Origin of the sequence: Halobellus salinus (assembly GCF_014646875.1) — an archaeon.
Lineage (GTDB): Archaea > Halobacteriota > Halobacteria > Halobacteriales > Haloferacaceae > Haloquadratum > Haloquadratum salinum.
Genome location: NZ_BMOC01000008.1, coordinates 14954 through 39892, shown reverse-complemented (window position 1 = coordinate 39892; position 24939 = coordinate 14954). Strand labels below are relative to the sequence as shown.

The following is a 24939-nucleotide window of genomic DNA, read 5'->3' as shown; positions in this document are numbered from 1 at the left end:
GGCTCGGTGTCGAACTTCTCCGGTCGCAGCCGGCGTTTCGTCGCCGCGACCGACTGTGGTTCGAACCACGCTTCACTCCTGGCCGTCAGCGGTCGACCCCCGGCGGCGCCGCCTCACACTCCCGGTTCAGGACACAACCATGAGCGAACTCCCCTGGTGGAAGAACGCGGTCGTGTATCAGATCTACCCGCGGAGCTTCAACGACTCCGACGGCGACGGAGTCGGCGATATTCCCGGGATCATCGAGCGACTGGACCACCTCGACGATCTCGGGATCGACGCTGTCTGGCTCAGTCCGGTCTACGAGTCGCCGCAGCACGACAACGGGTACGACGTCAGCGACTACCGGGCGATCCACTCGGGGTTCGGGACGACGGCCGACTGGGAGCGCCTGCTGGAGGGGCTCCACGACCGCGACATCCGGCTGGTGATGGATATGGTGGCGAACCACACCTCCTCGGAACACGAGTGGTTCCGGCAGTCCCGTTCGACCCCCGAGGGGGAGCACGGCGACTACTACGTCTGGCGCGAGGGCGATCCCGAGGCCCCCCCGAACAACTGGGAGTCGGCATTCGGCGGCTCCGCGTGGGAGTACGACGACGAGCGGGGGGCGTGGTACCTCCACCTCTTCGATACGAACCAGCCGGACCTCAACTGGCGGAACCCCCGGGTCCGAGAAGAGATCTACGACGTGATGAACTGGTGGCTGGAGAAGGGTGTCGACGGCTACCGGCTCGACGTCGTCAACCTCCTCTCGAAGGCCGAGGGGCTCCCGGACGGCGATCCGAGTGGGGAGTGGGTCGGGAGCGAGCATTTCGTTGACGGCCCCCGGATCTTCGAGTACCTCGGGGAGATGCACGACGAGGTGTTCGCGGGCACCGACACCGTCTCGGTCGGAGAGATGCCCCAGCTCGACCTCGAAACCGCGAGCGAGTACACCGGCGACGGCCCGCTCGACCTGGTGTTTCCCTTCGAGCATGTGGAACTCGACTTCGGCGACCGGGGACGGTGGGATATCGGCGAGTGGCGCCTCCCGGAGCTGAAGTCCATCCTCGACCGGTGGCAACGGGGCCTCGACGAGGAGTGGTGGACCACACTCTTCTTCGAGAACCACGACCAGCCCCGGAGCGTCTCCCGGTTCGGCGACGACGAGCGGTATCGGTACGAGTCCGCCACCGCGCTTGCGACGATCATCCTGACCCTCCGGGGGACGCCGTTCGTCTACCAGGGCCAGGAGATCGGGATGACAAACAGCACCTTCGCGTCCCTCGACGATGTCGCGGACGTCGACTCGGTCCGGAACGTGCGGGAACTCATCGACGGTGGCGTGGTCAAGGACTACGACGCCATCCGCCACGTCGTGGAGTACCGCTCCCGCGACAACGCCCGGACGCCCGTCCAGTGGGACGACTCGCCCAACGCCGGGTTCACTGACGGCGACCCGTGGCTCCCGGTCAACGACGACTACCCCGAGGTCAACGTCGCCCGCGAGCGGTCGGAGTCGCCGTCGGTACTCGCCTACTATCGCCGGCTGATCGAACTCCGCGCGTCGACGCCGCCGCTGGTCTCGGGGCGCTACAACCTCCACTACCCCGACGACGAGCAGCTGTTCGTCTACACCCGGACCGGCGATAACCGGCGGGTCGTCGTCGTGATCAACTTCTCGGCCGACGACCGGGCCATCGACCTCGGCCCCCTCGACGGGTCGGCGTCGCTGCTCTTAGGAAACCACGAGGACGTGCCGGAGTCGCCCGACGGGGCGGTCGACCTCCGGCCTTACGAGGCGCGGTTGTACGAGACCGAGCCCCGGGGATCGGGTCCGTCGGAGTCGCCGTAGCCGAAGACGACCGAGAACTCGTTACGGAGCTCGGTTCACACAACCGCGACGATGACGACCACGACCAGGATCGACCCGGTCATGAGCACCTGGACGACGGTCGACGCCAACACCCCGACCGTGGCGTACAGCGCGACCCGAAGCCCTGCCTCGGCGTCGGCGTGCTGGGCGAACTCGACAACGAACACGGTCGCGGCGAGTCCGACCAGGAAGCCGACCGGGCCGGCGACCAGTAGCAGAACGAGCCCCACGAGGACCGCCACGGCGGTCGTCAGAAGCGAGGCACCCCCGGCCCGGGCGGCGATCGCGCCGCCAGCGTAGTCGACGAGCGTCGCCACCAATCCCACAGCCACGAGCGTCGCGACGAGGAGTACCGACGGCTCGGCGTACCCCATCGACCACCAGTAGATGAGGACGCCGGCCACGGAGAGCAGCCCGCCGGGCACCAGCGGCAGGACCGACCCGACGACCCCCGCGGCGACCAGCGCGAGTCCGACCCAGACGAGGGGTTCCATACCGGACCGTGGGCCCCGACCCCGAAGAACCCGCCGGGATCGTGGGACGACATAGCGAACAGCCGGCACTTCGACCCCCGCACCGGCGTGCCGGACACCCGCGAGACGATGCGGGACGGGAGCTACGTCACAGGGGCAGTGGTCGCGGATTCGCGTATAAACCTCCGTGTGGCCGCCGACAGCGCCTCGGTCGCCGGGCACCAGGCGTTACTCACCCTCGAACCGGTCGCGCTCCCGCGTCACCACGCCGAGGTCACCGCCGTAGCGGTCGACGAGCGCGTCGTACGCCGACCCCAACGCCCGGAGGCAGGTGCGCTCGGAGGCGTAGTCGAGTTCCGCGGCCACCTCGTCGGCGGGGTGGCCCTGGAGCACCTTCCGCACCAGCAGCCGCTCCGCACGCGGCGTCAGCACGTCCTCGGGCGGCCCGGCGCTACTACTGTCGTTGCCCCCGTCACCGGCGGGCGTCCGTGTCAATGCCGCGACCGCGAGCCGACGGAACGGTGCCGGCGCGGTGGCGTACTGCCCGGGACCGGCGGCGACACCCACGACGACCCGCCACTCCCGGTCGGTGAGGTTGGGGGGATCACCCGCGTCGCACGCCGACAGCACCCCACGGACCACGTCGGGGTCGGCGTCGCGGAGCTGATCCGGGAGCTGGCCGGGGAGTCGGCGCCGGACCCACCGGGCGTGGCGCCGCGCGAGACACTCGCCCGCCTCGGAGAGCGGGTCGATCATCAGCGCTGAGTACTCCCCGCTCGCGTCGTTTCTGGTGGTCGAGAGGTGGACCGTCCGGTAGCCGTTCGCCGCCCAGAAGTCCACGAGCTCCGGGGTCGCGCCGTACCCGACCCCGAGGTAGTCGGTGTCACCGTCGAACTCTCCGCGAATCCGGGCGAGCAGCTCCGACCCCAGCCCCCGCGACCGTGCGGCGTGGTGGGTGGCGATCCGGACGACTCGACACCCAACCGGCGCACCCGCGGCCTCGTCGCGGAGTTGGCTCGTGAGCACGTCGGGGAGCATGTTCCCGCGGACCCGATCGCCCTCGTACATCGACTCTCTGGTGTCGCTATCGAGCCCACCCTCGCGGGCGAGCAGCGCGACGCTCACGGCGTGACCGCCGTGCTCCAGCGTCCGGACCCGGAGGTTCGGCGCGTCGAGCACCCGCGCTAGGTCGTCCGGCTCGGTTCGGTAGTGAGCCATCACCAAGAGCCCGAACACCTCCCGGAGGCGATGCTCGTCGGCCGCGAGGTCGGCTGCCGACGGCGCCTCGTAGGTGACCGACGACGGCGACGGGTCGGCGACAAGCGGGGTGACCGGGGGCCGTGCGTCCAGAAGCAGCGCGCGGAACGCCCACGATTCCACCGGGTCTCCCGGCGCGTACCTGACCGGCTCCGACAGCGATATGCCCGTCAGGTCGTGGTCGGCGTCGGCCAATTGATCCCTGAACCGGACCGAAAACCCCCGCCCCGAACCCTCGTAGCCGCGGACTGTGGTGAAGAACCCGACCGCGTCGGCGGCCAGAAACGACGAGAGCCGGCGGACCGAGAGCGCCGCGGCCTCGTCGACCAGTACGACGTCCGGGCCTCCGGGCAGCCTCGTGGCCGCTCCCGGCTCCCGGAACCGAATCCGGCCGCCGGCGTCGGTCGCGATCGCCCCCTCGCTCCGGTGGTCGAGCTGGCACAGTTCCGACAGCACCGCCGCTGCCCGGTCGAAGACCTCCGCCGCGCTCCGGCGCGCCGGCGCGGTGACCAGGACATCGCGACCCGCAGCCGCGAGCGATCCCGCGGCCAACCCCGCAGCGCTCGATTTCCCCCGTCCGCGGTCCGCCTCAACGACGACTGCGGCCGGAGCGGTCCCGTCCGCGGCGTCCAGCGACTCCAGTGCGTGGAGCGCCCGCGACTGATCTGCGGTCACGCACGCCTCGTACGCCGCGGTCGGGAACCGCCGCACCGCTGCTTTGGGCGTCGTCGTCGACGCCCGGACCGGCGGCGACCTCTCGACCTCGCCCCGGCGTTCGATCTCTCCGGCGTCGACATCGACGACAGCGACACCAGGATGCGTCCGGAGGGTGTCCACCAGCCGTTCCCGGAACCGGCCACCGACGTCGCCGACGCCGAACGGCGGGACAGCCAGCGAGTCGTCGAACGATCCCACACGGTCGGGCCACGCCTCGAGCGGGGGCGTCAGCAGCACGAACAGCCCCCCGCCGTCGACGACGCCCACCAACTGACCGACCACGTTCGGCGAAAAGCCCTCGTGGGCGTCGCAGACGACGACCTCCCGGGTCGTCCCGAGCAGCCGGTCGGCACGCTGCGGCGGGACCCGCTCGAACCGGAACCCCTCGCGGGTCGTGACGACCGTGACGTCATCGCCGGACACGCCCGCGCCCTCGACGGCGTCGAACGCGGCGTCGATGCCGGCGTCCCGATCCCCAGCGAGCACGAGCACCCGCCGATGGTCGGCCCGTTCGGCCGCCGTCCGAAGGGCTCCGGCCAGCCCGGCGACGTTCATACCACTCCCGTCGACCGCACGGGGTAAGGGGGTTGCGCTCGGGCCTCGCGACGCCGGGAACGTGGCCGTTGCTGCCTCTCTCGCGACGCCGGGAACGTGGCCGTTGCTGCCTGGTGCTCCCGTGTGTCGGCGTCCCACGCCAGACCGCCATTGAAAGCGCTTTTATGCCGTCCCGAGCAAATCCTGTCTACAGCCTGCCCGGGGTTGATGATGCTCCTCGCCGATAGGGACGCGCCGCGGTTCCGGCGGGGCAGTCGAGCCCGCGAGCAGGAGAGGTGAACACCAATGTCAGTCTACGTAGAATTCGACGTTCCGGCCGACCTCGCAGAGGACGCCCTCGAGGCGCTTGAGGTCGCCCGAGACACGGGTACAGTAAAGAAAGGAACCAACGAGACAACCAAAGCCGTCGAGCGCGGCACCGCCGAACTCGTCTTGATCGCGGAAGATGTCTCCCCCGAAGAGATCGTGATGCATCTCCCCGAACTCGCAGACGAGAAGGGCATCGCGTACGTCTTCATCGAGACCCAAGACGAGGTCGGCCGCGCCGCGGGCCTCGAAGTCGGCTCGGCCGCCGCTGCCATCGTTGACGCCGGCGACGCCGAAGGGGACGTCGAGGACATCGCCGGCAAGGTTGAGGAACTCCGGTAAGCCACGATGAGCGCAGAAGAGACCGCCAGCGACTCCACGTCCGCCGAGGTCATCGAGGTCGTTGGCAAGACGGGGATGCACGGCGAAGCGATGCAGGTCAAGTGTCGCATCCGCGAGGGCTCGGACCAGGGCCGGATCATCACACGGAACGTCCTGGGACCGGTCCGGCAGGGCGACATCCTCCAGCTCCGGGAGACCCAGCGCGACGCCGACTCCATCGGAGGCCGATAGCATGGTCGAAACACGAACCTGCGATTTCACCGGCGAGGAGATCGAGCCCGGCACGGGGACGATGCTCGTGAAAAACGACGGAACGGTTCTCCACTTCAAAGACTCGAAAGCCGAGAAAAACTACCAGCTGGGGCGTGAGCCCCGAGATCTGGAGTGGACGCAGTCCGGCGGCGCCGACGGGGACTCGGAATGAGTCATCACGACGAACGCACCTTCGTGATGGTCAAGCCCGACGGCGTCCAGCGCGGCCTCGTCGGCGACATCGTCTCCCGGTTCGAGGAGCGCGGGCTGAAGCTCGTCGGCGGGAAGTTTATGCAGATCGACGACAACCTCGCCCACGACCACTACGGCGAACACGAGGACAAACCGTTCTTCGACGACCTCGTCGAGTTCATTAGTTCGGGCCCGGTCTTCGCGATGGTTTGGGCGGGCGCGGACGCAACCCGCCAGGTCCGCTCGATGGTCGGCGAGACCGACCCCGCGGAGTCGGCCCCCGGCACGATCCGCGGCGATTTCGGGCTGGATCTCGGCCGCAACGTCATCCACGCCTCCGACCACGAGGACGAGGGCGCCAACGAGCGCGAGATCGACCTCTTCTTCGACGATGAGGAGTTGCTCGACTACGAGCGGATCGACGCGGCCTGGCTCTACGAAGACCACTGACCGTCGCTCCGCTTCGATTCTGTCGTTGACGACGCTCACACCGAGAGCGATCAGTCGTTGGTGTCGTCGCCCCGTACTCGCCGTTCCAGCCGCTCCGCGCGGGCGAGGTCACGGGAGGATTCGGCTCGTTCGAGCACCGCTTTGCCCTGTTCGTATGCGTCCTCGAGCGGATCGAGCACCGGTCCGAGGTCGAATCCCGTCGGGACGAAGAGGACGTCGAACGTCTGGCCGTCCCCCGGCCGCGAGACGAGCGTTGAGCCGCGCGTTCGGTCCGAGATCCCCCGCTCCGTGGCCCACGACCCGAACGCGTCCGCGACGCCGACGGCGGTGATCGCGTCCGACCGGATCCGCTCTTCGGGAGCGCCGACGATCAGCGAAACCGACTCGACCGTCGACACATCCACCGGGACGAACGTCGCGTCGGCCGCCGCCTCGATTGCGACGGTCAGATCGAGACCGAGTGGGCGGTCGCGGGCAATGCCGAACGTCCCGTGCGGGCTGCGATCGGACCGACGGCCCGCAGCGATGAACTGATTCACCGCGGTAGCGATGGGACCGTGGGGCAGTCCCGTCGACCCGGCGCCCGGGGTACTGTCCACCGGCTCCAATAGGAATTGCTCCTGTAGGGTCGGCTTCGACACGAGAAACGTCGTTGCCGCGGACCGTCGCTCATCGGGCCCCAACAGCCCGAAGAGCGTGTAGCACGCGTCGAAACGGGTCTGTATCGGGTCAGTCTCGGACGGCAGCGTCGCGACGACGAACTGTTGCGGCCGACCCCCTCTGGCGGGGGCGTCCGGGGGGTGTCCGTTCGCAGTAGCGCCGATCCGCTCCACGAGCGCCGGCACGACCCAACTCGCCTTGCCGCCGGGTACGGTGAGGTAGGCGATCGCGTCGGCACCGTCGAGTACGCTCCGCAGCGATTCGACGACCCGTTCGGTGTTCGCACAGAACTGTCGCTCTTCCGGGACGACGCCGGAGAGATCGAACTGCATGCCGAACGGGAGGTCGAACGTCACGATGCGGTCGGTGTCGGCGGCTGCTTCCCCGAGGCTTGCCGTCCCGATCACTCCGATCTGCTCCGCGTACGCCCGGACGTCGGCGACGGCCCTCCCGAGCAACGCGATGCGGTCGTCGAACACGTCGTGGGTCGCGTCGGTCACGACCTGAGAGGCCATCTCCGCGCCGTCAGCTCCGACGCCGACGAGCCCCCAGTTCGGGGCACCGTTGCGGTTGTCGGCCATCGGACCGGACTACGGTCGGGTCGCGGCGGCGACGTCGAGTTCGCCCGCGTCGAGTTCCGCCTCGACCTCGCGGGCCGCCTGGACCATGTTTTCGGTCTTCTGGTAGGCCACCTCCCGTGGCAGGAGTTTCACGCCGCAGTCCGGCGAGACGGTGAGTTTCTCCGGCGGGACGACCTTCAGCCCCTGGCGGATGTTGCGCTTGATCTCCTCGACGGTCTCGACCGCTGCGTCGTGGACGTCGACGACGCCGAGCCCGAGGTCCGGTTCGAAATCGGGATCCTGGAAGACCTCGATCTGCTCGTAGCCGTCGTTGCACAGTTCCACGTCGAACTCGTCGATCGGGAAGTCGTTGATCTCGGGGTAGATCCTGGAGTAGTCGCCGTAACAGACGTGGAGCCCGATCCGGACGTCGTCGTCGACCCCGTCGACGATCCGTTCGAGGGATTCGCCGACGATGGCGTGGTCGTCGGGCGTGGTCGCCAGCGCGGGCTCGTCGATCTGGATGTACCGCGCGCCCGCGTCGACGAGTTTCCCGATCTCTTGGTTCACCAGGTCCGCGAGGTCGTACGCAAGCGTCTCCTCGTCGTCGTACGCCTCGTTGAACGACCACCGTGCCAAGGTGTACGGTCCCGTGATCGGCACCTTCACCGGTTTGGTGGCAACGTTCGCGGTGAACTCGAACTCGTCGACCAGCCACGGCTCGTCGTAGGAGACCTCAGAAACCACGGAGGGCTTGTCGAAGTAGTTGTGGCCCCACACCTTCACGGGGCCGTTGAACTCGTAACCCGGGATGCGGTGGGCGAAATACTCCACCATCTCCTCGCGGCGCATCTCGCCGTCGACGACGGTGTCCAGCCCGGCCCGTTCGTGTTCCTCCGTGATCAGCTGTGCGGCGTCGTTGTGGGCCTCCTTGAGGTCGCCGTTATCGAACTTCGAGTCGGGGTCCTCGGCGAGATCCGTGGCGCGGTTGAGCCACTTGGGCTTGGGGTAGCTCCCCACGACGGTCGTCAGCAGGAAATGGTCGGCGTCGTGACCGTCGGGCCGGAACTGCGCGCGGTTGTCGGCGTTCCGGGCCATCAGGCGTGCACCTCCCGCTCGAGGTCGGCCGCGGCTCCCACGGCGTCGAGTTTCGCCCGGTGTTTGTTCACAGGCAGGTAGAACGGCTCGGTGTTCGTACTCAGATACACCCGCTCGAAGTCGGTTGCGGGGACCTGGTCCGTGAACCACGCCGCGCGCTCCCGGAGGGTCTCCGGGGACTCGACCAGCGTGTTCTGGCCGTCGGCGACGCCGAGCGCGACGTCGTCAGTGATCCCGTACTCGACGGCGTTGTAGACCGTCGTCTCCCTGTCCGCATCCACGAGGTCGAGCCCCACGGCGTCGATGTCGGCGTCCAGCAGGTGGGCGTAGGTCTTCTCGTCGAGCGCGCCGAAGTAGGTGTAGACGACCACGTCGGCGTCGGTCGCGCCCGCGACGGTGTCGATCGCCTCGGGAACGGCCGCCGCGAGGTCGTCGTCGGGCGGGGTCGCAACGAGCGACGGATCGAGCAGGAACAGCGTCCCGTGGGCGGGGAACGCCTCGACCTCGGCGGCGAGAAACGACGCGACCGCAGCGAGGAACTCCCGGTCGTCGCCGTAGAACTCGTCGGTCGCGAGATCCGCAAGCGAGTACGGCCCCGGAAGGGTCGCCTGCAGCGGCGGGTCGGTGTCGTCCAGCAGGTCGGCGGCGGCCGCCACCTCCGACGGCACGTCACCGGACGGCGTCAGTTCGCCGGTGACACAGGGGTCGCGGTAGAAGTTGTTGTTGTCGTAGTATCGAACGATCCCACCGGTCCCGACGTTGTCGTGAACCGCGAGCGGGTGAGCGAGCATGTCGTCCCACCGCAGGCACCCCTCAACGACGCGGTCGAGGCCGGCGTCGCGTTGTTCGGCGACGACTGTCGACCGCGCGTCGTCGTACACATCCGTTATCGACTCGGGTTCGTCCCCGGAGATGAGGTCGCCCTTCTGGTGGCCCTTCAGGTCCGCTAGCTCGGACTTTGCGTGGTCCGGCAGTGGGAACAGACCGGGCGTCGTTCCAACGAATTCAGTCATCGTCGAACCGTAAGAAATGCCGTTGCTTAATATTTACTAAACCAAAATATACCCCTTAGTTATCAGATTTTCCCGACAACGGCGTCAGCGCTACCACCGAGAGCGTCTCGAAGGGGTACGACTCTTCGACTACCACCGGGTCGTCGGTGTCGAACCCACACCCGGCCGCGTACTCGAGCACCGCGTCGTACCCCGCGAGCGAACTCACGAGCAGCAGCACAACGCCATCGGGCGCGAGGATGCGCCCAACTGACTCCACGAACGGTTCGATCAACTCGCGACCCGACTCCCCGCCCGACAGCGCCCGTTCCATCCAGTCGTCCCACTCGTTTTCGGGATCAGTGGGGAGGTATGGCGGGTTGAACGCCACGGTGTCGAACACGCTGTCGGCGAAGGGCGCAACCATATCCGCCCGGACCACCCCGAAAGACGGACCGGAGCCGGCCCCACCGCCCGTCGTCACCCGCTCCCGCGCCGCCCGGCAGGCGTGTGGGCTCCGGTCGCTCGCGACGACCTCGGTCACGGCATCGGCCGCGGTGGCCCGCTCCGCCACCCACCCCGACCCGGTCCCAACCTCCAACAGCCGGCCCCGCCCGCGTTCCGCGATGGCGTCGGCGAGTAACCCCGAATCCTCCGCGGGGCTGTACACCTTCCGCTCGACTCCCCGGCGGGCGGCAAGGTCGTCCCGCGATCCGTCGGTCACTGTTCTCTGCCCTCGGTGCCGTCTCCGTCCCCGCCCGCGAGCACGACGCCTTCGGCCTCCTCGCGGCCCATCAGTTCGCGCTGCGGGAACGGGATCTTGATACCCTCGGCCTCGAAGGCGCGCTTGACCGCGCCCATCACCGCGGTTCTCGACCGCCACCGTCGGCGCGCGCTAGGGTTGTCAATCCAATACCGAACCCCAAGGACCACCGCGGAGTCACCGAAGCGCTTGAGGACCACCTGCGGTGTCGGAACCGTCATGGGGTCGTCCAGGTCCTTCACCGCGCTCTGTGCGACCTCGGCCGCCCGCTCGGCGTCGGCGTCGTAGTCGACGCCGACCTCGACCTCGATCCGGAGCCGACCCTTCCGGCTGCGGTTGATCAGGCTCTGAGCGGAGACCACGTCGTTGGGGATCATCACGTACTCGCCGTCGAAGGTCTGGATCCGTGTGTTGACGATGGTGATGTCTGTCACGATCCCCTCGTTGTCCCCGACCTCGATCCAGTCGCCGATCTCGAACGGCCGGGAGAACATCAGTACGAACCCTGCGAGCAGGGCGCCGAGGGTCTGTCTGGCCGCCATACCGACTACAATGCCCAGAAACCCCGCCCCGACCAGGATCCCGCCGATGTTCACCTGCCACAGCGTGAGGATTAAGAGCACGGAGACGATGTAGAGCGTGACCTGCCCCACCCGGAATGCGATCTCGCGTTCGTGTTCCCCGAGCGAGCCCCGCGCCTGGGCGATCTCCTCGACCAACTGCCTGATCAGCCCGGTCATAGTGTACGCCCCGATCAGGAACAGAACCGAGATCCCGACCCGAACCAGCGCCTCCGGCCCGAGGTTGGTGGTGAACACGCCCAGCAGCTGGTCGGAGAGCCCCCACACCGCCACGATCACCAGCCCACCGGTCGCGGCGACCACCATCGTTCCGAGCGTCACGACGAGATGCCACCCGGTTTTCGGGAGTCGCTCGGGTTCGAGCGCGTGCAACCGATCGGTCCGGCTCAGGATCGCCGTCACCGCGACCGCGATCCCGAACGTCGCGACCGTCCGACCGGCCGTCGACGGGATCAGTTCCGACAGCGACGCCAACGCGGTGCCGACCCGGGCGAGCACGCTCTGGAGTGCGATCGGGGGGAACACCTGCGTCACCTCACCGGCCGTGTTCGGCCGCGATACCGGTCAACGCGGCGAACTCCGACGGCGCCAGCGATCCCGGCCGGGCCCGCAGTAGGCCCTCATCCTCGGCAGCGACCGCGTCGACGACAGCGTCGGGATCGGAGAGCCCCGAGATGTGGGCCGTGTTCCGGATGCCGTTTCTGACGGTCTTCCGGCGCTGTGTGAACAGTGCCTTCACGAAGTCGAAGAAGAACGCCTCGTCGTCGACCTCGTAGTCGGGATCGCGGGGGGTGACGCGGACGACCGCGCTCTCGACCTCGGGTTGTGGGTCGAACGCCGACGGCGGGATCACTTCCACGACTTCGACGTCGGCGTAGTGGCCCGCAGTCACCGACAGCCGACCGTAGTCGCCGCTGCCGGGGTCGGCCGCCATCCGCTCGGCGAACTCCCGCTGGAAGGTCAGTACTAGGGGGCGCGACCGGGGCAACAGCCGGAACGTGATGGGCGAGGAGATTCCATAGGGAAGATTCGAGACGCACGCCGAAAACTCGGGGAGATCGACCTCCACCGCGTCGCCGTCGACGACGTCAAGCCGGCCTGCCTCGACCGCCCCGCTGAACTCCTCGCCGAGGAACCCCGCCAGCGCCGGGTCCCGTTCGATCACGGTCACCCGATCGCCGGTCCGGAGGAGCCGGTCGGTGAGTCCGCCGGTCCCGCCGCCGACCTCCAGCAGGTGGGCGGTGTCGGCCTCGGGTGGGAGGTAGCCCGGAAGCCGATCGAGGATCCGGTTGTCGACCAGGAAATGCTGGTCGCGGCCGGGGTCCCCCCGCACGCCCGCCCGCCGACGGAGGGCGTCGGGATCGCGAGTCTCGACCCCATCGGGCGTCGTGTCCGTCATTGCGACCGATTGTGGCCGAGCGCGTGTAAATATCTCGACTTGTCGTCACCGGGGTGTTTCGGTGTCACCCGTTCCGGCCCACGAAGGTCTTGTATTTCAGGTCGTCGTCCTGGAGTTCCTCCAGGATCCGCTCGATGAGCACTTCTTTCGGCCGGTGGAGTCCCGAAACGCGGTCTTCGACCTCCGCGAAACTCTCGAAGGGGCCGCGCTTTCGCTGGTCTAAGACGTTGTTACGGAGTTTCTTCCCGATTCCGGGCAGCAGGTTCAGTTGGTGGAGCCGGAGCGTGATCGGCTGGGCGTCGTTGTAGAACGCCACGAACCGCTGCTCGTCGGCCTCCACGATCGCCTCAACCGCGTACTCCAACTCCCCGACCGCGGTGTTCGAGAGGTCCTCGTGCGTGACCTGTTTGAACCCGTCAACGGCCTCCCGCTCTCCGGTCGGACCGATCACCACGCGGTCGCCGATCGAGATGCCTGCGTCGTCAACGAGCGTGAGCTCAAAGAGCCGGAAATCCCGCTCGCCCAGCGCGTACGCCAGCGGCGACTTCCGGTGTCGGGGGCGGTCGTCGTCGGCGCGACCGTGCGGGAGGTGGTCTAACACAACCGCCTGACGCACGTCTCCGGGGTCGGCGCCGGAGGTGTCGGCGTCGGTGTCTCCGCTCTCGGTGGTAGTCATACCACGACGTACGACCAGGCTCTATTTAAATAGTTGGCCGCTGGCCGCGGTACTGGTTGGTTCGGACCCAACTCGAGGGGAACAGGAGAGTGAGCGCCTCGGAAGCCCCCGCGGTCTCAACTCCCCGGAATCGTTGTCGTTCGAGAGCCGCGCAGCGTCGTTCGTGATCACAGGAAGGCTTCGCCCTCTCTGACGACGCTCTTCGCCGCTCACTCCGTCACCGGCGGCGAGCCGCCGTGAACGTCCGGGTTCGCCGAGAGCGCGGCCCCTTCCAGTCCCGGCGGAGGCCCCTTTCGGGACTGAAACCCGCCTAACGAAACACGACTCCGGCCGTCACACGTACTTCGCGACGACGTTCAGAACCTCGTCAAGTTCGTCGCCGTCAAGCGCGTACCGTTCTTGGGCGTAGACCGCGCGGAGTTCGTCCCGGCTCTGCGGGAGGAGGTCGGCGATCTTGATCGCGGTTGGCCCATCGACCTTCTCCAGTTCGAGCAGGTGTTCGACCAACTCCCGGGACTCCTCGGGGTCGAGGTGGGCAAAGCGGTTGACGTGTTCGATTGCGCGGGCCAGTTCGTACCGGAGTTCGCGGTCCTCGTCGGCGGCGCGTTCGGCCTCGACGTCCTCCAGGAACGCTTTGACTTCTGCGACGGTCAAATACTCCTCGCTTTCCTTCCGCTTGAAAATGGTCATCGGGGGCGGGAGTTACTCCTGGGCGCGCAGGTGAGCCGGATTCGCGATGATCGTCTTCTCCTTGCCGCCGTCGACGATCCGGACGGTGAACGCTCGGCCCTGCTTGCCGGTGACCTCGCCGGTCCGGCCGCTGAACCGGGGGTGGAATCGGCCCTCACGAACGCTGGGGTCGATCGTCAGGTGCACCTTCTGCCCCTCGTCGAACTCCTGGATCGCACGCTGCGGCGGCGAGGTGCCCCGGTCACGCGGATCGTTCGAGAGTTTGTGTCGTGTTCCGTTGAGTGGACCGTTGGAGCTAGGCATAGTCGTTACCCGGCTTACACCTGACGCGGTTATAAAACGCACGCTCCAGGCTCGCGATTCCGATCGCGGCCGAACTCGACAAAGTTGAAACCCCGGGGTCGTGTACTGGTCTATATGACAGGCACACACGCTTCCAGTGGGCAGGTCCACGACGAGGCCGAGGTCGCGATCGGCGACGGCGGCTCCCCGCACGACAACTCCAGTTCGCAGCTTGAGACGTTCGGGATCGGCGTCTCGGCCAGCATCCTCCTCGGCGCTGTTGTCGGCGTCGCGGCGACTTGGTCACTCGGGGCGGGCAGCACACCGCTCCTCGTCGCGCTCGGGCTCGGATTCCTGTTCTCACCGGTCGTTGGGCTCGCCGTGCTCTGGCGGGCGGAGTAAGGCGGGTGACCGCCCGCGTTCACGGCCAGCGCTGTTGCTCTCCGGAACGGTAGCGTGCTCCGAAAACGGCCCGCACGGTGGTCACCCGCCGGGAAGACGTAGGCTCGTTGAGCGCGCTGTTCGGGCTCAGATCCGACCGACGTTCTCGACCGCGACACTCTCAACGCCGTCGACCTCGGTGAACGACCCTTCGACCGCTTCGGTCCCGCCGGCGTCGTCGGGGACGATCACTGTCGGTAGGAGCGCCACCAGCCCGAACGCGACGTCATCGCGCTCGAAACCGTTGATTTTCGCGCCCTCGGGCAGCGACTGTTCAAGCCGCTCTTGGAGTTCGTCGAGGTCGATTTCGGTCCCGCTCGGCATCACCTTGATCTTGGCTGCTACTTTTCCCATCGTTACGGTCCCGTGAACCCGCAGTCGGGGCACTCATAGAGGTTACTCTGCTTCCGGCAGTTTGCACAGCGGGAGATCTCGTGACCGCAGTCCGGGCAGTCGAACGTCGCTGCGCTGATCCCGGAGATATTGATGCCACAGGACACACACTGTTTGGTGCGTCGCTGTTCGGACTGACTCATACCCTACCCGATCCGGGCGCGAGGTTTAACGGTTGTCTTTCCGGGCTCCCCTCGCGGCTCACCCGAGCGCGACCGGCCCGAGCAGCACCCCCATCAGGTGGACCCGGCGGGCGCCGACCCGCGGCGGCAGCAGCCCCACGACCGCGGCCAGACAGAACACCGCTCCGCCCACGACGCCGGCGAATCCGACCGACAACGCGAGCAGGAGGCCGAGCACCCCGGCCACCAACGGTCGCCGCGGGAGCCGACGGACCACGGACAGATACCTGTCGCCCAGGACGACCAGGAGTATGACGCCCAGTCCGGCGGCGAACACGATCACGAGGAGCATCCCCGCGAGCCCGATTCCAGGGGCCGACCCGCCCCCGCTGCCGAGCTCGGCCACCGCGACCGTCACGCCGCTCCGGGGCGCGCCGAGCACCGCGAGCGACGCGACCGCGAACACCGCGGTTGCGGTGTCAGCACCGCTGGTCGCCACGATGTACGCGCGGTCCGACCCCCGCCCGGCGGGCCCGCTCCCGCCCGCACCGCCGAGTGCGAGCACCGCGGCGACGCCCGCGGACACCCCGGGGAGATACCCCACGAGCGTCCCGCCACCCACGCCGGAGAGCGCGGCTCGCGCCACCCCACGGGGCGCCAACCCGAGGTCGGCCCCGTCCTGCGGCGGGATGGCCCCGCGGGCGTCGAGCGCGTCAAGCAGGATCGGCGCCCCGAACAACCCGCCGAAGATCGGGGCGAGCATCGACGCCGCGCCGTCTGGACTCAACGGTCCCGACGCGGGGAGATCGAGGGTCAGAAGCCCCAGCGCGGTCGCGACCGCCAGACAGATCGCACCGCCGATTTTCCCCCGACGAGTCGGTTCCGCGAGAATCAGCAACCCGGCGATCACGGCCAGGAGGAACGGCAGCGCAGCCAACAACCACTCCCGGCCCGCGGCGACCACCCGTGACAGCGGGAGCGCGACCGCGACCGACGCCACAAGTGCCACCCCGCTTCCGAGCGCCGACAGCCGGATCGCCTCTCGACCCCGCCCGGCGAGAACCAGACGGTGCCCGGGGAGTGCGCCGGGCGCGGTCGCGGCGTCCGGGACGCCGAGGACTAGTCCGGGGACGATCGAGAGGAACGTGTGCACGACGCCCGCGGCCAGGACCGCGCTGGCGACGGCCGCCGCCGGCCCGTCTACCCTCGGCGCGACGCCGACCAGAACGAACGCGACGCTGTTGACGTGGAGCCCCGGCACCAGCCCCGTGACGGTCCCGAGGCCGACACCGACACACGCGTATCCCACGACCGCTACGGGCGACGCCATCGCGACGGAGTGGTCCCGGTCCGGTATTTGAAGATTCGCGTGTGGGACTGCCGACACAAGCACGCTGGCCGGCTCTCGACGGCGTTACCGCTCGCCGGCGTCGGTGGGTCGCAAAAATATCGGATCGATCCGCGGACCGGCGCGAGTTCGGACGCCGAACTACCCGAAGAGGTTGCCGAGCCCCTCGCCGGAGGCTTCCTCGTCGTCGTCGCCGTCGTCGGCAGCATCTTCCTCGTCGTCGCCGTCGTCGTCGGCTTCCTCCTCGTCGGCCTCCTCGCTCTCGTCGGCGGTCTCGGCGGCGCCACCGCCCGCGGCGGGCGCGGGTGCGGCGGCGGCCGTGTCGACGGCCTCCTCGATGTCGACGTCCTCGAGCGCGGCGACGAGCGCCTTCACGCGGGACTCCTCAACATCGACACCGGCGGCGTCGAGCACCGCGGTGACGTTGTCCTCGTTGATCTCTTCGCCCGATTCGTTCAGGATGAGCGCAGCGTAAACGTATTCCATTGTCGTGTACCTCTAAGTTATCCGAACATCGCGCCGAGTCCCTCCGCACCGTCGTCGTCGTCGTCGTCGTCGGTGTCGGCCTCGGCCTCAGCCGTGTCGTCTTCGTCCGTCTGTTCCTCGTCGGCGTCGGCCTCGTCATCGTCCGCTTCGACAGCGGACGCAGCCGGCGCCTCGACGCCCCGAAGCTCCTCGGGGAGCGCCTCGTCGTCGTCGATCTCCGCGGCGATCGAACGGACCTGCGCGTCCGCCTTCCCGATCAGGTCGGGGAGCACGTCCGGATCCTCGATCGCGGCGAAGACGCCGAGCGCCGTCGCGTCGCCCGCGGCGTTCGCGAGCAGCGTCGGCGTGGTCTCGGCCGTCGGGAAGACCGCGTTGACCGAGAGATTCCGCGCGGCCGCCGCCGCCGAGGCGACGTCCGAGCGGTACTCCTCGACGTCGATCGCGAGTTCGTCGGGCTCGAACCGCACGCCTTCGGAGAAGACCCCGCGGAGGTCGAGTCCGACCTCTTTGGGTTCGATCCCGAGCTCCGAGAGCACGCCCTCGAGCTCCTCGGAGACGGGTTCGCCCGCCTCGAGTACGCTCGAGTCCTCGGTGACGTGGATCGACCCGTCCATAATCCGGGCGGCCGCGCCGACCTGCTGGAGTTCGCCCACGAACGGACCGGGGTCGACCCCGGTGTCACCCTCGGGAATGACGACGTCGTCAGGCGCGACCTCCCCCGCGCTGATCGGCGCGGGCGTCTTCGAGGCTTCGAGCTGTTTGTACAGCCCGAACGGGTTGTCGTTGGTGCCGACAAAGGCCACTTGTCCCGACACGTAGTCGGTGAGCTCCTCGAAGCCTTCGCCGATCTCCTCGAGTGCGCGGACGGTGAGTGTGTTGCGGCTCATCCGGATCTCCGCACTGCCGTGGAGGTCCCGACGCATGCTCTGGAGCTGGCGGCTCGGGATGCCGGCCACGTCGACGATGCCGACCGACTGGTAGCGCTCGAGGAACTCGACCAGTTCGGCCACCTCCTCGCGCTTCCACTCGGGGATGGTGTCCGTGCGACGCGCGGTCGCGCTGTCGCTCATGCGGGCACCTCCACGGCTGGTCCCATCGTGGTCTTGACGTACATCGAGTCGATGTTGAGGGGGCCCTTTTCCAGGTTCGCCTCGAGTCGACGGATGATGACGTCGATGTTGTCCGCGATCTCGTCGGAGTCCATATCTTGGGCGCCCACGCGGGTGTGGAACGTCCGGCGATCGCGGGAGCGGAGTTGCACCGTGTTCTTCATTCTGTCCACCGTCTCGACCACGTCGTCGTCGGGTTGCAGCGGGGTCGGCATCTTCCCGCGCGGACCGAGCACCGTTCCCAGGTAGCGGCCGATGTCCTGCATCAGACCGGCGTCGGCCACGAAGAAGTCGGTCTCGTCCGCGAGGTCCTTTGCCGCGTCAGTGTCGTCCCCGAGCTCTTCGAGGTCGTCGCCGTCGAGAACTTCGTCGGCGACATCCTCTGCTCGGAGCGCGGTCTCACCGCTGGCGAAGACGACGATCTGTGTCTCCTGGCCCGTACCGCCGGGCAGAACCACAGACTCGTCGACGCGCTGCGACGGGTCGTTCAGATCGAGATCGCGCAGATTCACGGCGAGATCGACCGTCTCGCGGAAGTTCCGCGGCGGCGCCTCGTCGAGTGCGCGAGTGACTGCGTCAACTATCGTATCTGCCATTATTCACCTCCGTAGTACGCAGGATTGCTCCTACGGGTCAGTGAAACAGGCGTCTGCCTGTCTCGTCGTAGGGGAGGTGGATCCCGGCCTTAAGTCCGTCGAAGCGGATCCGAACATCGGCGGTCTACGCCCCCGAGACGCCGAATTGTGGGAGTCGTGGGCACGGTCCCGGCGCGGGTCCGGTGGGGGGATCGGCGGGCACCGCGGCCGCGGAGCTGTTCGATCGTGACGAACGGCGGCGCCGGGAGCCGTACTGGGTCGGCTCCGAACCGACCCGCCACGAGTTCGGCACTCTCGAGACGTCGCGGTAACACGCGGTCTGTGACCGTGTGAACCCCACGACTGAAGTCGTGAACTCAAGTCGTGAACTCATACTGTCGGCTATAGTCGCGTGACGTATTTTGACACCCCGGGGTGTCGAAAATCTTCACGTAGTTATAGCCGACAGTATCAGGACTCGTCGAAGATGTCGTCGTACTCGCCGTCGTCCATCCGCTGTTTGAACTCCCGCGGGTTGTTGCCCTCGATGGTGACGCCGAGGGAGGTGCACGTGCCCACGACCTCCTTTGCGGCGTTGAACGGGTCGTAGGAGAGAAGATCCGAGGACTTCTGTTCGGCGATTTTCTTGACCTGCTCGGCGGTGAGGTTCGCGACGAAATCCTTCTGCGGTTCGCCCGACCCGGTCTCAAACCCGGCCTCGTCCTTGACGAGTTCCGCGGTCGGTGGCACGCCGACCGAGATGGTAAAGGCGCCGTCGTCGTCGTATTCGACGGTCACGGGCACTTCCATACCGTCGAACGCGGCGGTCTCGTCGTTGATCTCTTGGACGACGTCCTGGACGTTTACCGGGGTCGGTCCGAGCTCCGGACCGAGCGGCGGGCCGGGGCTTGCCTCCCCGCCGGGAACGAGCGCTTCGATGGTTCCAGCCATACGTCATACCACCCTGCCGTGGCTTTTAACGGTTTTCTTTCCCCGACCCGGCGTGTTGCGGTCTGACACGCCGGAACCGATGGTCGGCGTCGGAGCCGCGACGCCCCGTCCCGGTCGGATGTCTGACGAAGTTATAATACCCCGTGGCCGAACGCATCGGCGTATGGTGAAAAGCACGGTCCGATTTCCCGAGTCGGTGGTCGACGAGATCGAATCGCTCGTTGAGGCCGAGCAGTTCGAGAGCAAATCAGAGTTCTACCGCTTCTCCTCGGACTACGCCCTCAACCAGATGGTGGCGGATTACGACCCCACGACCATCGACTACGAGGCGATCCGTTCCGAGGTGATGCCGGAACCGGAGCGGGAGATCGGGGCCGATGCCGACGCCGACCACCCGCCCTTTCTCGAGTCGGTGTCGTTCGTGCGGAAACTCGCCCTGCGGGGCAACTTCAGCGACGCCGAGGACTTCATCGACCACCAGTACACCCCGAGCGACCGCCACGCGATCCTGCTGGAGGAGATCCTCCGGCTGTATCGGGCAGACACGTCCCCACCCGGCCGCCGATCGCCCCCCGAAGGAGAGCGCGCCTCGCAGCCGTCCGCTGCGGATCCGCCAGCGCCCGACAGCGAGACCTGAGTTCTTTCAGACGTCCAACCAGAACGGCGCGGCGTCGGCGGCTCCGGGCGGACCCACGACGCCGCCTCCATCAGATATCAACACTGAACGGCGCGGCGTCGGCGGCTCCGGGCGGACCCACGACGCCGCCTCCATCAGATATCAACACTGAATGGCGCGGCGTCGGCGGCTCCGGGCGGACCCACGACGCCGCCTCCATCAGATATCAACACTGAACGGCGCGGCGTCGGCGGCTCCGGGCGGACCCACGACGCCGCCTCCATCAGATATCAACACTGAATGGCGCGGCGTCGGCGGCTCCGACCGCCATCGCCCCTAGCAACTCGGCGACTGCGTCGAGGTCCGCGGTGTCGATCACCTCGACGGGGGTGTGCATGTACCGGTTCGGGATCCCGAGGTTCAACGAGGGGATGCCCCCCCGGGAGGTGTAGAACGCGTCGGCGTCGGTGCCCGTGCGGCTCCCAGTCGCCTGCAGTTGGACGTCGACCTCGGCGTCCCGCCCGGCGTCGCGGGCGAGTTTGACGAGTGTAGGGTGGTTAGCGCTCCCGCGGGAGACCACGGGCCCGCCGCTGAGTTCGACGGGGCCGACCCGCTTGCCCGGGATGCCGGGGTTGTCGGTGGCGTGTGTCACGTCGACGGCGACCGCCGCGTCGGGGTCGAGTTCGAACCCGACCATCTTCGCGCCCTGGACCCCCACCTCCTCCTGGACGGTACTGACGGCGTACACCGTGGCGTCGACGTCGGCGTCGACCGCGGCGCGGAGCCCTTCGGCCGCGGACCAGATCCCGACGCGGTTGTCCATGCCTCTCGCTGCGATCCGGTCGCCCTGGAGGGGTCGAACCCGTGTCTCCACCGTGACCGGGTCGCCCACCTCCACCAGCGCGTGGGCCTCGTCGCCGTCCTCGGCACCAACGTCAACGAACTGCTCGGCGATGTCGTCGTGGCCCTCCTCGTCACCCTCCCGGAGGTGAATCGCGGTCTGGCCGATCACGCCCGCGACGGGCGTCTCGGCGTGGACCGTGACGTGTTGGCCTTTCGAGACGGTGCGGTCAGCGCCGCCGATCCGACTGATTCGGAGGAACCCGTCGTCGGTGATGTCACGCACAATATACCCGATCTCGTCGGCGTGGCCGCCGAACGCGATCGACGCGTCGGCGTCGCCCTCGTGGACTGCGACCGCGTTTCCGTAGTCGTCGGTCCACACGTCGTCGGCGAACTCCCGGACGTAGTCGGTCCACACTCGTTGGCCGACTACCTCGTACCCCGAGGGGCTCGGCGTCGTCAACAGGTCCGTGAGGAACGCGCGTCTGTCGTCGTCCATACCCACATTTCATCCGCGCCACACCTGAATCCACCGACGTCGACGCGGTGGCGACCGTCGGCTGGGCGGTTCGGGTCGGGTAACTTAAGCGGCGGCCCCCATACCCGTTCGGTATGACCGTCTCGACCGCCCCCGGGAAGGTGTACCTCTTCGGGGAACACGCGGTGGTCTACGGCGAACCCGCGGTCCCGTGTGCGATCGAACGCCGAGCCAGGGTCGCCGTCGACGAGCGCGACGACGACCACATCCGGGTCGAAGCCAGGGATCTGAGCCTCGACGGGTTTACTGTCGAGTACGCCGGCGACACCGACGGCCGTCCCGACGTCGACGCGCCCACCGACCTCGTCGACGCCGCGATGGGGTACATCGACGCCGCGGTCGAACAGGCCCGCGACGCGGCCGACGCACCCGACGCCGGCTTCGACATCAGGGTGGAAAGCGAGATCCCGCTCGGCGCGGGGCTGGGCTCCTCCGCGGCGGTGGCCGTCGCCGGGATCGACGCCGCGACCCGCGAACTCGGCGCGCCACTGGGTCCGAAGGAGGTAGCGGACCGCGCCTACCGCGCGGAGTACGACGTCCAAGACGGCCAGGCCTCTCGCGCGGACACCTTCTGCTCGGCGATGGGCGGCGCCGTGAGAGTCGAGGGCGACGACTGCCGCCGGATCGATACTCCCAATTTGCCGTTCGTGGTGGGGTTCGACGGCGGCGCCGGCGACACGGGTGAACTGGTCGCGGGTGTCCGCCGCCTCAAGCGGGAGTACGGCTTCGCCGCCGACACCGTCGGGAACATCGGCGACATCGTCCGGCGTGGGGAGTCGCTCCTAGCCGGCGCCGACCCCGCTGCCGATCCAGACCCCGATCTCCTCGCCGAACTCGGCCGGCTTATGGACTTCGACCACGGGTTACTGGAGGCGCTCGGCGTCTCCTCGCGCACGCTCGATAGTATGGTGTGGGCCGCCCGCGAGGCCGGCGCTCACGGCGCGAAACTCACCGGCGCCGGCGGCGGCGGCTGCATCGTCGCCTTGGACGAAACGCCCGAGACACGGACCGCGCTCAGCTACACCGCCGAGTGCCGCGACGCGTTCCGGGCCGAACTCGACCGCGAGGGCGTCAGGGAGGCCGGCCGACGGTGACGGTCGTGCTCAAACTCGGCGGCAGCGTGATCACCGACAAGGACGCGCCCGAGACCGTCGACGACGCTGCTCTCGAGGCCGCTGCCGACGCCATCGCCGCCGCTGACCCCGACCGGCTAGTGCTCGTCCACGGCGGCGGAAGCTTCGGTCACGTCGCCGCCGCCGACCGCGGGATCAGCCGCGAGGCGGGGAGCCACGACGCCGCGGACGTGTGGGCGGTCCACGACGCGATGCGACGGCTGAACGACGCGGTGCTCCGCCGGCTCCACGACGCCGGCGTGGCGGCCGTCCCGGTCCACCCCCTGTCGGTTGCCGCCCGCGACGGGGGCGACGCACTCGCGCTCCCGCTCGATTCGACCGCGACGCTTCTCGGCGAGGGGTTCGTCCCCGTCCTCCACGGCGACGTCGTCGGCCACGCCGGCGCGGGGGCGACGGTCGTCAGCGGCGACGAGTTGATCACCCGGCTCGCGGCCGGGCTCGACGCCGACCGCGTCGGGCTCTGTTCGACCGTCACCGGCGTGTACGACGACGACGGCGAGGTGCTCCCCCGGATTACGGAGTTCGACTCGGTCGCCGACGCCGTCGGCGGGTCGGACGCGACCGACGTCACCGGCGGGATGGCGGCGAAGGTCCGCGCGCTGCTCGACCTCGACGCCCCCGCACACGTCTTCGGGCCCGAGTCGCTGTCGGCGTTCTTGGCGGGCGACCCCGCGGGAACCGTGATCGAGGGGTAGCCGCCGTTCGATCCCCAGTCACCACTCAGCGAAGGGTGTTCCGCGTCGGGCGCGCTCGACGTAGTCGGCCTGCATCCCCTCGATGGCCGTCCGGAGCGACGCCCCCGCGTCGACCGCCTCTCGAACCTGGGCCCGTTTCCACGCGCTCGGCGCGGTGTGGTCGGCCTCCCGCCGGGCTTCGACCGGCGCGAGCGCCCACTCGATCGTCTCGGCGCCGACCCCGAGTTCGTCGAGCCCCCGACGCGCAAGCGCGAACAGTTCGTCGTAGATCCGGGGTGTCGCCGTCGTCCGGTCGCCCGCCCGCGTCACCCAGTGGAGGTCGGCGTCCGGCCCGTCGTCGACCGCGGCGTAGAATGACTCCTCTGCGGCGTCCCACGGGAGCGTCGCGAGCGGGTGGTCGGCCGCGACGACGCCGCGCAACACCCCGGTGACCAGCGCCTGGACGCCGACAGTGTCCCTGATCGTCGGCTGGGTCGGCAGCGGTCGGTATTCGATCCGCACCGACCCCCCGTCGCCGCCATCGACCCGGTCGCCGTCGGCCGCTCTGGGCACGTCGCCGCCGAACACCGGCCGGACCCACCGCCAGTAGGTGCCGCGCTTCGCCCCGATCGCGGGGTACCGGTCGCCCGGATCCCCGCTCCGATGACCGTCGCCGGCGTCCCCGTCGAGGTCCGGCGGGGCGACGAGGGTCGGGTCCGTCACGATCCGGTCGATCAGGGTGTCGAGGTCAGGCACGTCCTCGGGCACACGACACTTGTGCGACCCCTCGTCGACCGACCGCTCGAACAACGGGATCCGGAGTTCGTGGGGTGTCCGGTCGAACACCGTCTCCGCCGTATGGCCGTCGGAGAGGTCCGTGGGCAGGAACGGCGAGTTCGACGTCAACGAGAGGATGGGTCCCATCGTCCGCGTGGCGACGTTCAGGTAGGTCGGGACCGCCGTCGGATCGGGCACCTGGAAGTGTGGCTGCATCGACGTCGCGAGCGACTCCGCGAGCATCGACGCAGCCGAGGTGAAACCGTGGATGTCGAGGTTGAGCGTCCCGTCGCTTCGCGCCCTGATTTCGGCGTCCAGCGCGACGTACCGCGGGACCGGGCGCATATTTGTCGGGAGTCCGAACCCGTCGGTTTCGGTTGTCGCCCCGATGTACGTCCGAGTCCCCTCCGCGGGCGGGACCGTCCACAGCGCGTCGAGGACGAACCGTCGGTTGACCTCGTCGAGGTGGGCCTGGACCGCCCGGTACGTCGACCCGAGCCCGTCGAACTGTCGCCGCAGTCCGACGTCGGAGACCACGTCCGGGTCGGTGTGGAGCTCCGCGTTGTGGACGCCGAGCTCCTGGCTACACCCGTCAATCCCGAAGAGGTCCTCTGGGGCGGGCGCGAGCAGACCCTCGCTATCGACGACGTAGCCTTCGAGTTCCATCCCGACCGCGAACCCGTCGGCGTCGAAGACGCCGGCGTGGATGTCGTCACGCAGCGACTCGGCCTCGCTCTCGACGCGTCGCTGGAAGGCCGCGCGCCGATCGGGGTCGAGCGCCGCACGGACGGCGTCGGTCGTGTCGGTCATTGCCCACACATGACAGCCGA

At 68.5% G+C, this 24939-nt stretch carries 28 protein-coding genes and 1 pseudogene; 9 read left to right on the top strand and 20 right to left on the bottom strand.

The window, feature by feature from the left end; genetic code table 11:
* Positions 1-139 precede the first annotated feature (139 nt).
* Entirely contained in the window at positions 140-1837 is a 1698-nt protein-coding gene (locus IEX72_RS07800) for a glycoside hydrolase family 13 protein (RefSeq protein ID WP_188786819.1), read from the top strand.
* A 35-nt stretch (positions 1838-1872) separates the two neighbouring features.
* Here the strand turns inward: IEX72_RS07800 and IEX72_RS07795 are convergent, their stop codons facing one another.
* On the bottom strand, positions 1873-2352 hold the full coding sequence (locus IEX72_RS07795; protein WP_188786818.1) for a DUF456 domain-containing protein: 480 nt from the start codon (positions 2350-2352) through the stop codon (positions 1873-1875).
* A 207-nt stretch (positions 2353-2559) separates the two neighbouring features.
* On the bottom strand, positions 2560-4860 hold the full coding sequence (gene tmcA, locus IEX72_RS07790; RefSeq protein ID WP_188786817.1) for a tRNA(Met) cytidine acetyltransferase TmcA: 2301 nt from the start codon (positions 4858-4860) through the stop codon (positions 2560-2562).
* A gap of 285 nt (positions 4861-5145) precedes the next feature.
* Between tmcA and rpl7ae the strand changes: the two genes are divergently transcribed.
* The 4 genes and pseudogenes from rpl7ae (at position 5146) to ndk (ending at position 6402) form a co-directional block, all read left to right on the top strand.
* A complete protein-coding gene (gene rpl7ae / locus IEX72_RS07785; protein WP_188786816.1) occupies positions 5146-5508 on the top strand; it encodes a 50S ribosomal protein L7Ae in 363 nt (120 codons plus the stop codon).
* Between the two features lie 6 nt (positions 5509-5514).
* Entirely contained in the window at positions 5515-5739 is a 225-nt protein-coding gene (locus IEX72_RS07780; RefSeq protein WP_188786815.1) for a 30S ribosomal protein S28e, read from the top strand.
* A 1-nt stretch (position 5740) separates the two neighbouring features.
* Positions 5741-5914, top strand: a pseudogene (locus tag IEX72_RS07775) (50S ribosomal protein L24e); the annotation flags it as partial.
* A 14-nt stretch (positions 5915-5928) separates the two neighbouring features.
* On the top strand, positions 5929-6402 hold the full coding sequence (gene ndk, locus IEX72_RS07770) for a nucleoside-diphosphate kinase (RefSeq protein WP_188786813.1): 474 nt from the start codon (positions 5929-5931) through the stop codon (positions 6400-6402).
* 50 nt (positions 6403-6452) lie between these two features.
* Here the strand turns inward: ndk and IEX72_RS07765 are convergent, their stop codons facing one another.
* From IEX72_RS07765 to IEX72_RS07725, 9 genes are all read right to left on the bottom strand, one after another.
* Entirely contained in the window at positions 6453-7643 is a 1191-nt protein-coding gene (locus tag IEX72_RS07765; protein WP_188786812.1) for a hypothetical protein, read from the bottom strand.
* A 9-nt stretch (positions 7644-7652) separates the two neighbouring features.
* A complete protein-coding gene (locus IEX72_RS07760) occupies positions 7653-8720 on the bottom strand; it encodes a methionine synthase (RefSeq protein ID WP_188786811.1) in 1068 nt (355 codons plus the stop codon).
* Positions 8720-9733, bottom strand: coding sequence for a 5-methyltetrahydropteroyltriglutamate--homocysteine methyltransferase (locus IEX72_RS07755; RefSeq protein WP_188786810.1), 1014 nt, complete (start codon positions 9731-9733; stop codon positions 8720-8722). The genes IEX72_RS07760 and IEX72_RS07755 overlap by 1 nt, the downstream gene beginning before the upstream one ends.
* Positions 9734-9788: 55 nt before the next feature.
* Positions 9789-10436, bottom strand: coding sequence for a HemK2/MTQ2 family protein methyltransferase (locus IEX72_RS07750; RefSeq protein ID WP_188786809.1), 648 nt, complete (start codon positions 10434-10436; stop codon positions 9789-9791).
* Positions 10433-11581, bottom strand: a complete 1149-nt coding sequence (locus IEX72_RS07745; protein WP_229663783.1) for a mechanosensitive ion channel family protein — start codon at positions 11579-11581, stop codon at positions 10433-10435. The genes IEX72_RS07750 and IEX72_RS07745 overlap by 4 nt, the downstream gene beginning before the upstream one ends.
* Before the next feature lie 10 nt (positions 11582-11591).
* Positions 11592-12455 carry a 16S ribosomal RNA methyltransferase A gene (locus tag IEX72_RS07740; RefSeq protein ID WP_188786808.1) on the bottom strand — a complete coding sequence of 288 codons (864 nt, stop codon included), beginning with the start codon at positions 12453-12455 and terminating at the stop codon, positions 11592-11594.
* Positions 12456-12519: 64 nt separating this feature from the next.
* On the bottom strand, positions 12520-13131 hold the full coding sequence (locus IEX72_RS07735) for a DUF655 domain-containing protein (protein WP_188786807.1): 612 nt from the start codon (positions 13129-13131) through the stop codon (positions 12520-12522).
* 333 nt (positions 13132-13464) lie between these two features.
* Positions 13465-13821, bottom strand: coding sequence for an RNA polymerase Rpb4 family protein (locus tag IEX72_RS07730; RefSeq protein WP_188786806.1), 357 nt, complete (start codon positions 13819-13821; stop codon positions 13465-13467).
* Between the two features lie 12 nt (positions 13822-13833).
* The gene (locus IEX72_RS07725) at positions 13834-14124 is read right to left on the bottom strand and encodes a 50S ribosomal protein L21e (protein ID WP_188786805.1); all 291 of its coding nucleotides are present in this window, start codon (positions 14122-14124) and stop codon (positions 13834-13836) included.
* A 114-nt stretch (positions 14125-14238) separates the two neighbouring features.
* Between IEX72_RS07725 and IEX72_RS07720 the strand changes: the two genes are divergently transcribed.
* Positions 14239-14505: a hypothetical protein gene (locus IEX72_RS07720; protein ID WP_188786804.1), complete on the top strand. Its 267-nt coding sequence runs from the start codon at positions 14239-14241 to the stop codon at positions 14503-14505.
* Between the two features lie 126 nt (positions 14506-14631).
* Here the strand turns inward: IEX72_RS07720 and IEX72_RS07715 are convergent, their stop codons facing one another.
* From IEX72_RS07715 to IEX72_RS07685, 7 genes are all read right to left on the bottom strand, one after another.
* The gene (locus IEX72_RS07715) at positions 14632-14898 is read right to left on the bottom strand and encodes an elongation factor 1-beta (RefSeq protein ID WP_188786803.1); all 267 of its coding nucleotides are present in this window, start codon (positions 14896-14898) and stop codon (positions 14632-14634) included.
* Between the two features lie 2 nt (positions 14899-14900).
* Positions 14901-15080, bottom strand: coding sequence for an HVO_2753 family zinc finger protein (locus tag IEX72_RS07710; RefSeq protein WP_188786802.1), 180 nt, complete (start codon positions 15078-15080; stop codon positions 14901-14903).
* 58 nt (positions 15081-15138) lie between these two features.
* Positions 15139-16389 (bottom strand): tripartite tricarboxylate transporter permease, encoded by a 1251-nt coding sequence (locus IEX72_RS07705; RefSeq protein WP_188786801.1) that lies wholly within the window; start codon positions 16387-16389, stop codon positions 15139-15141.
* A gap of 159 nt (positions 16390-16548) precedes the next feature.
* On the bottom strand, positions 16549-16893 hold the full coding sequence (gene rpl12p, locus IEX72_RS07700; protein ID WP_188786800.1) for a 50S ribosomal protein P1: 345 nt from the start codon (positions 16891-16893) through the stop codon (positions 16549-16551).
* A gap of 17 nt (positions 16894-16910) precedes the next feature.
* Positions 16911-17963, bottom strand: a complete 1053-nt coding sequence (locus IEX72_RS07695; protein WP_188786799.1) for a 50S ribosomal protein L10 — start codon at positions 17961-17963, stop codon at positions 16911-16913.
* Entirely contained in the window at positions 17960-18598 is a 639-nt protein-coding gene (locus IEX72_RS07690; RefSeq protein ID WP_188786798.1) for a 50S ribosomal protein L1, read from the bottom strand. Before IEX72_RS07690 ends, IEX72_RS07695 begins: the two co-directional genes overlap by 4 nt.
* Positions 18599-19048: 450 nt before the next feature.
* Positions 19049-19528, bottom strand: coding sequence for a 50S ribosomal protein L11 (locus IEX72_RS07685; RefSeq protein ID WP_188786797.1), 480 nt, complete (start codon positions 19526-19528; stop codon positions 19049-19051).
* A 163-nt stretch (positions 19529-19691) separates the two neighbouring features.
* Here IEX72_RS07685 and IEX72_RS07680 point away from each other — a divergent pair, with 163 nt between their 5' ends.
* The gene (locus IEX72_RS07680; protein WP_229663782.1) at positions 19692-20165 is read left to right on the top strand and encodes a ribbon-helix-helix domain-containing protein; all 474 of its coding nucleotides are present in this window, start codon (positions 19692-19694) and stop codon (positions 20163-20165) included.
* Positions 20166-20427: 262 nt separating this feature from the next.
* Here IEX72_RS07680 and IEX72_RS07675 read toward each other — a convergent pair whose 3' ends face one another.
* Positions 20428-21486 carry a M20/M25/M40 family metallo-hydrolase gene (locus IEX72_RS07675; protein WP_188786796.1) on the bottom strand — a complete coding sequence of 353 codons (1059 nt, stop codon included), beginning with the start codon at positions 21484-21486 and terminating at the stop codon, positions 20428-20430.
* 113 nt (positions 21487-21599) lie between these two features.
* Between IEX72_RS07675 and mvk the strand changes: the two genes are divergently transcribed.
* Both mvk and IEX72_RS07665 read left to right on the top strand, forming a co-directional pair.
* Positions 21600-22619 carry a mevalonate kinase gene (gene mvk / locus IEX72_RS07670; RefSeq protein ID WP_188786795.1) on the top strand — a complete coding sequence of 340 codons (1020 nt, stop codon included), beginning with the start codon at positions 21600-21602 and terminating at the stop codon, positions 22617-22619.
* Positions 22616-23353, top strand: a complete 738-nt coding sequence (locus IEX72_RS07665; RefSeq protein WP_188786794.1) for an isopentenyl phosphate kinase — start codon at positions 22616-22618, stop codon at positions 23351-23353. The genes mvk and IEX72_RS07665 overlap by 4 nt, the downstream gene beginning before the upstream one ends.
* Positions 23354-23371: 18 nt before the next feature.
* Here IEX72_RS07665 and IEX72_RS07660 read toward each other — a convergent pair whose 3' ends face one another.
* Positions 23372-24919, bottom strand: coding sequence for a hypothetical protein (locus tag IEX72_RS07660; RefSeq protein ID WP_188786793.1), 1548 nt, complete (start codon positions 24917-24919; stop codon positions 23372-23374).
* Positions 24920-24939 lie beyond the last annotated feature (20 nt).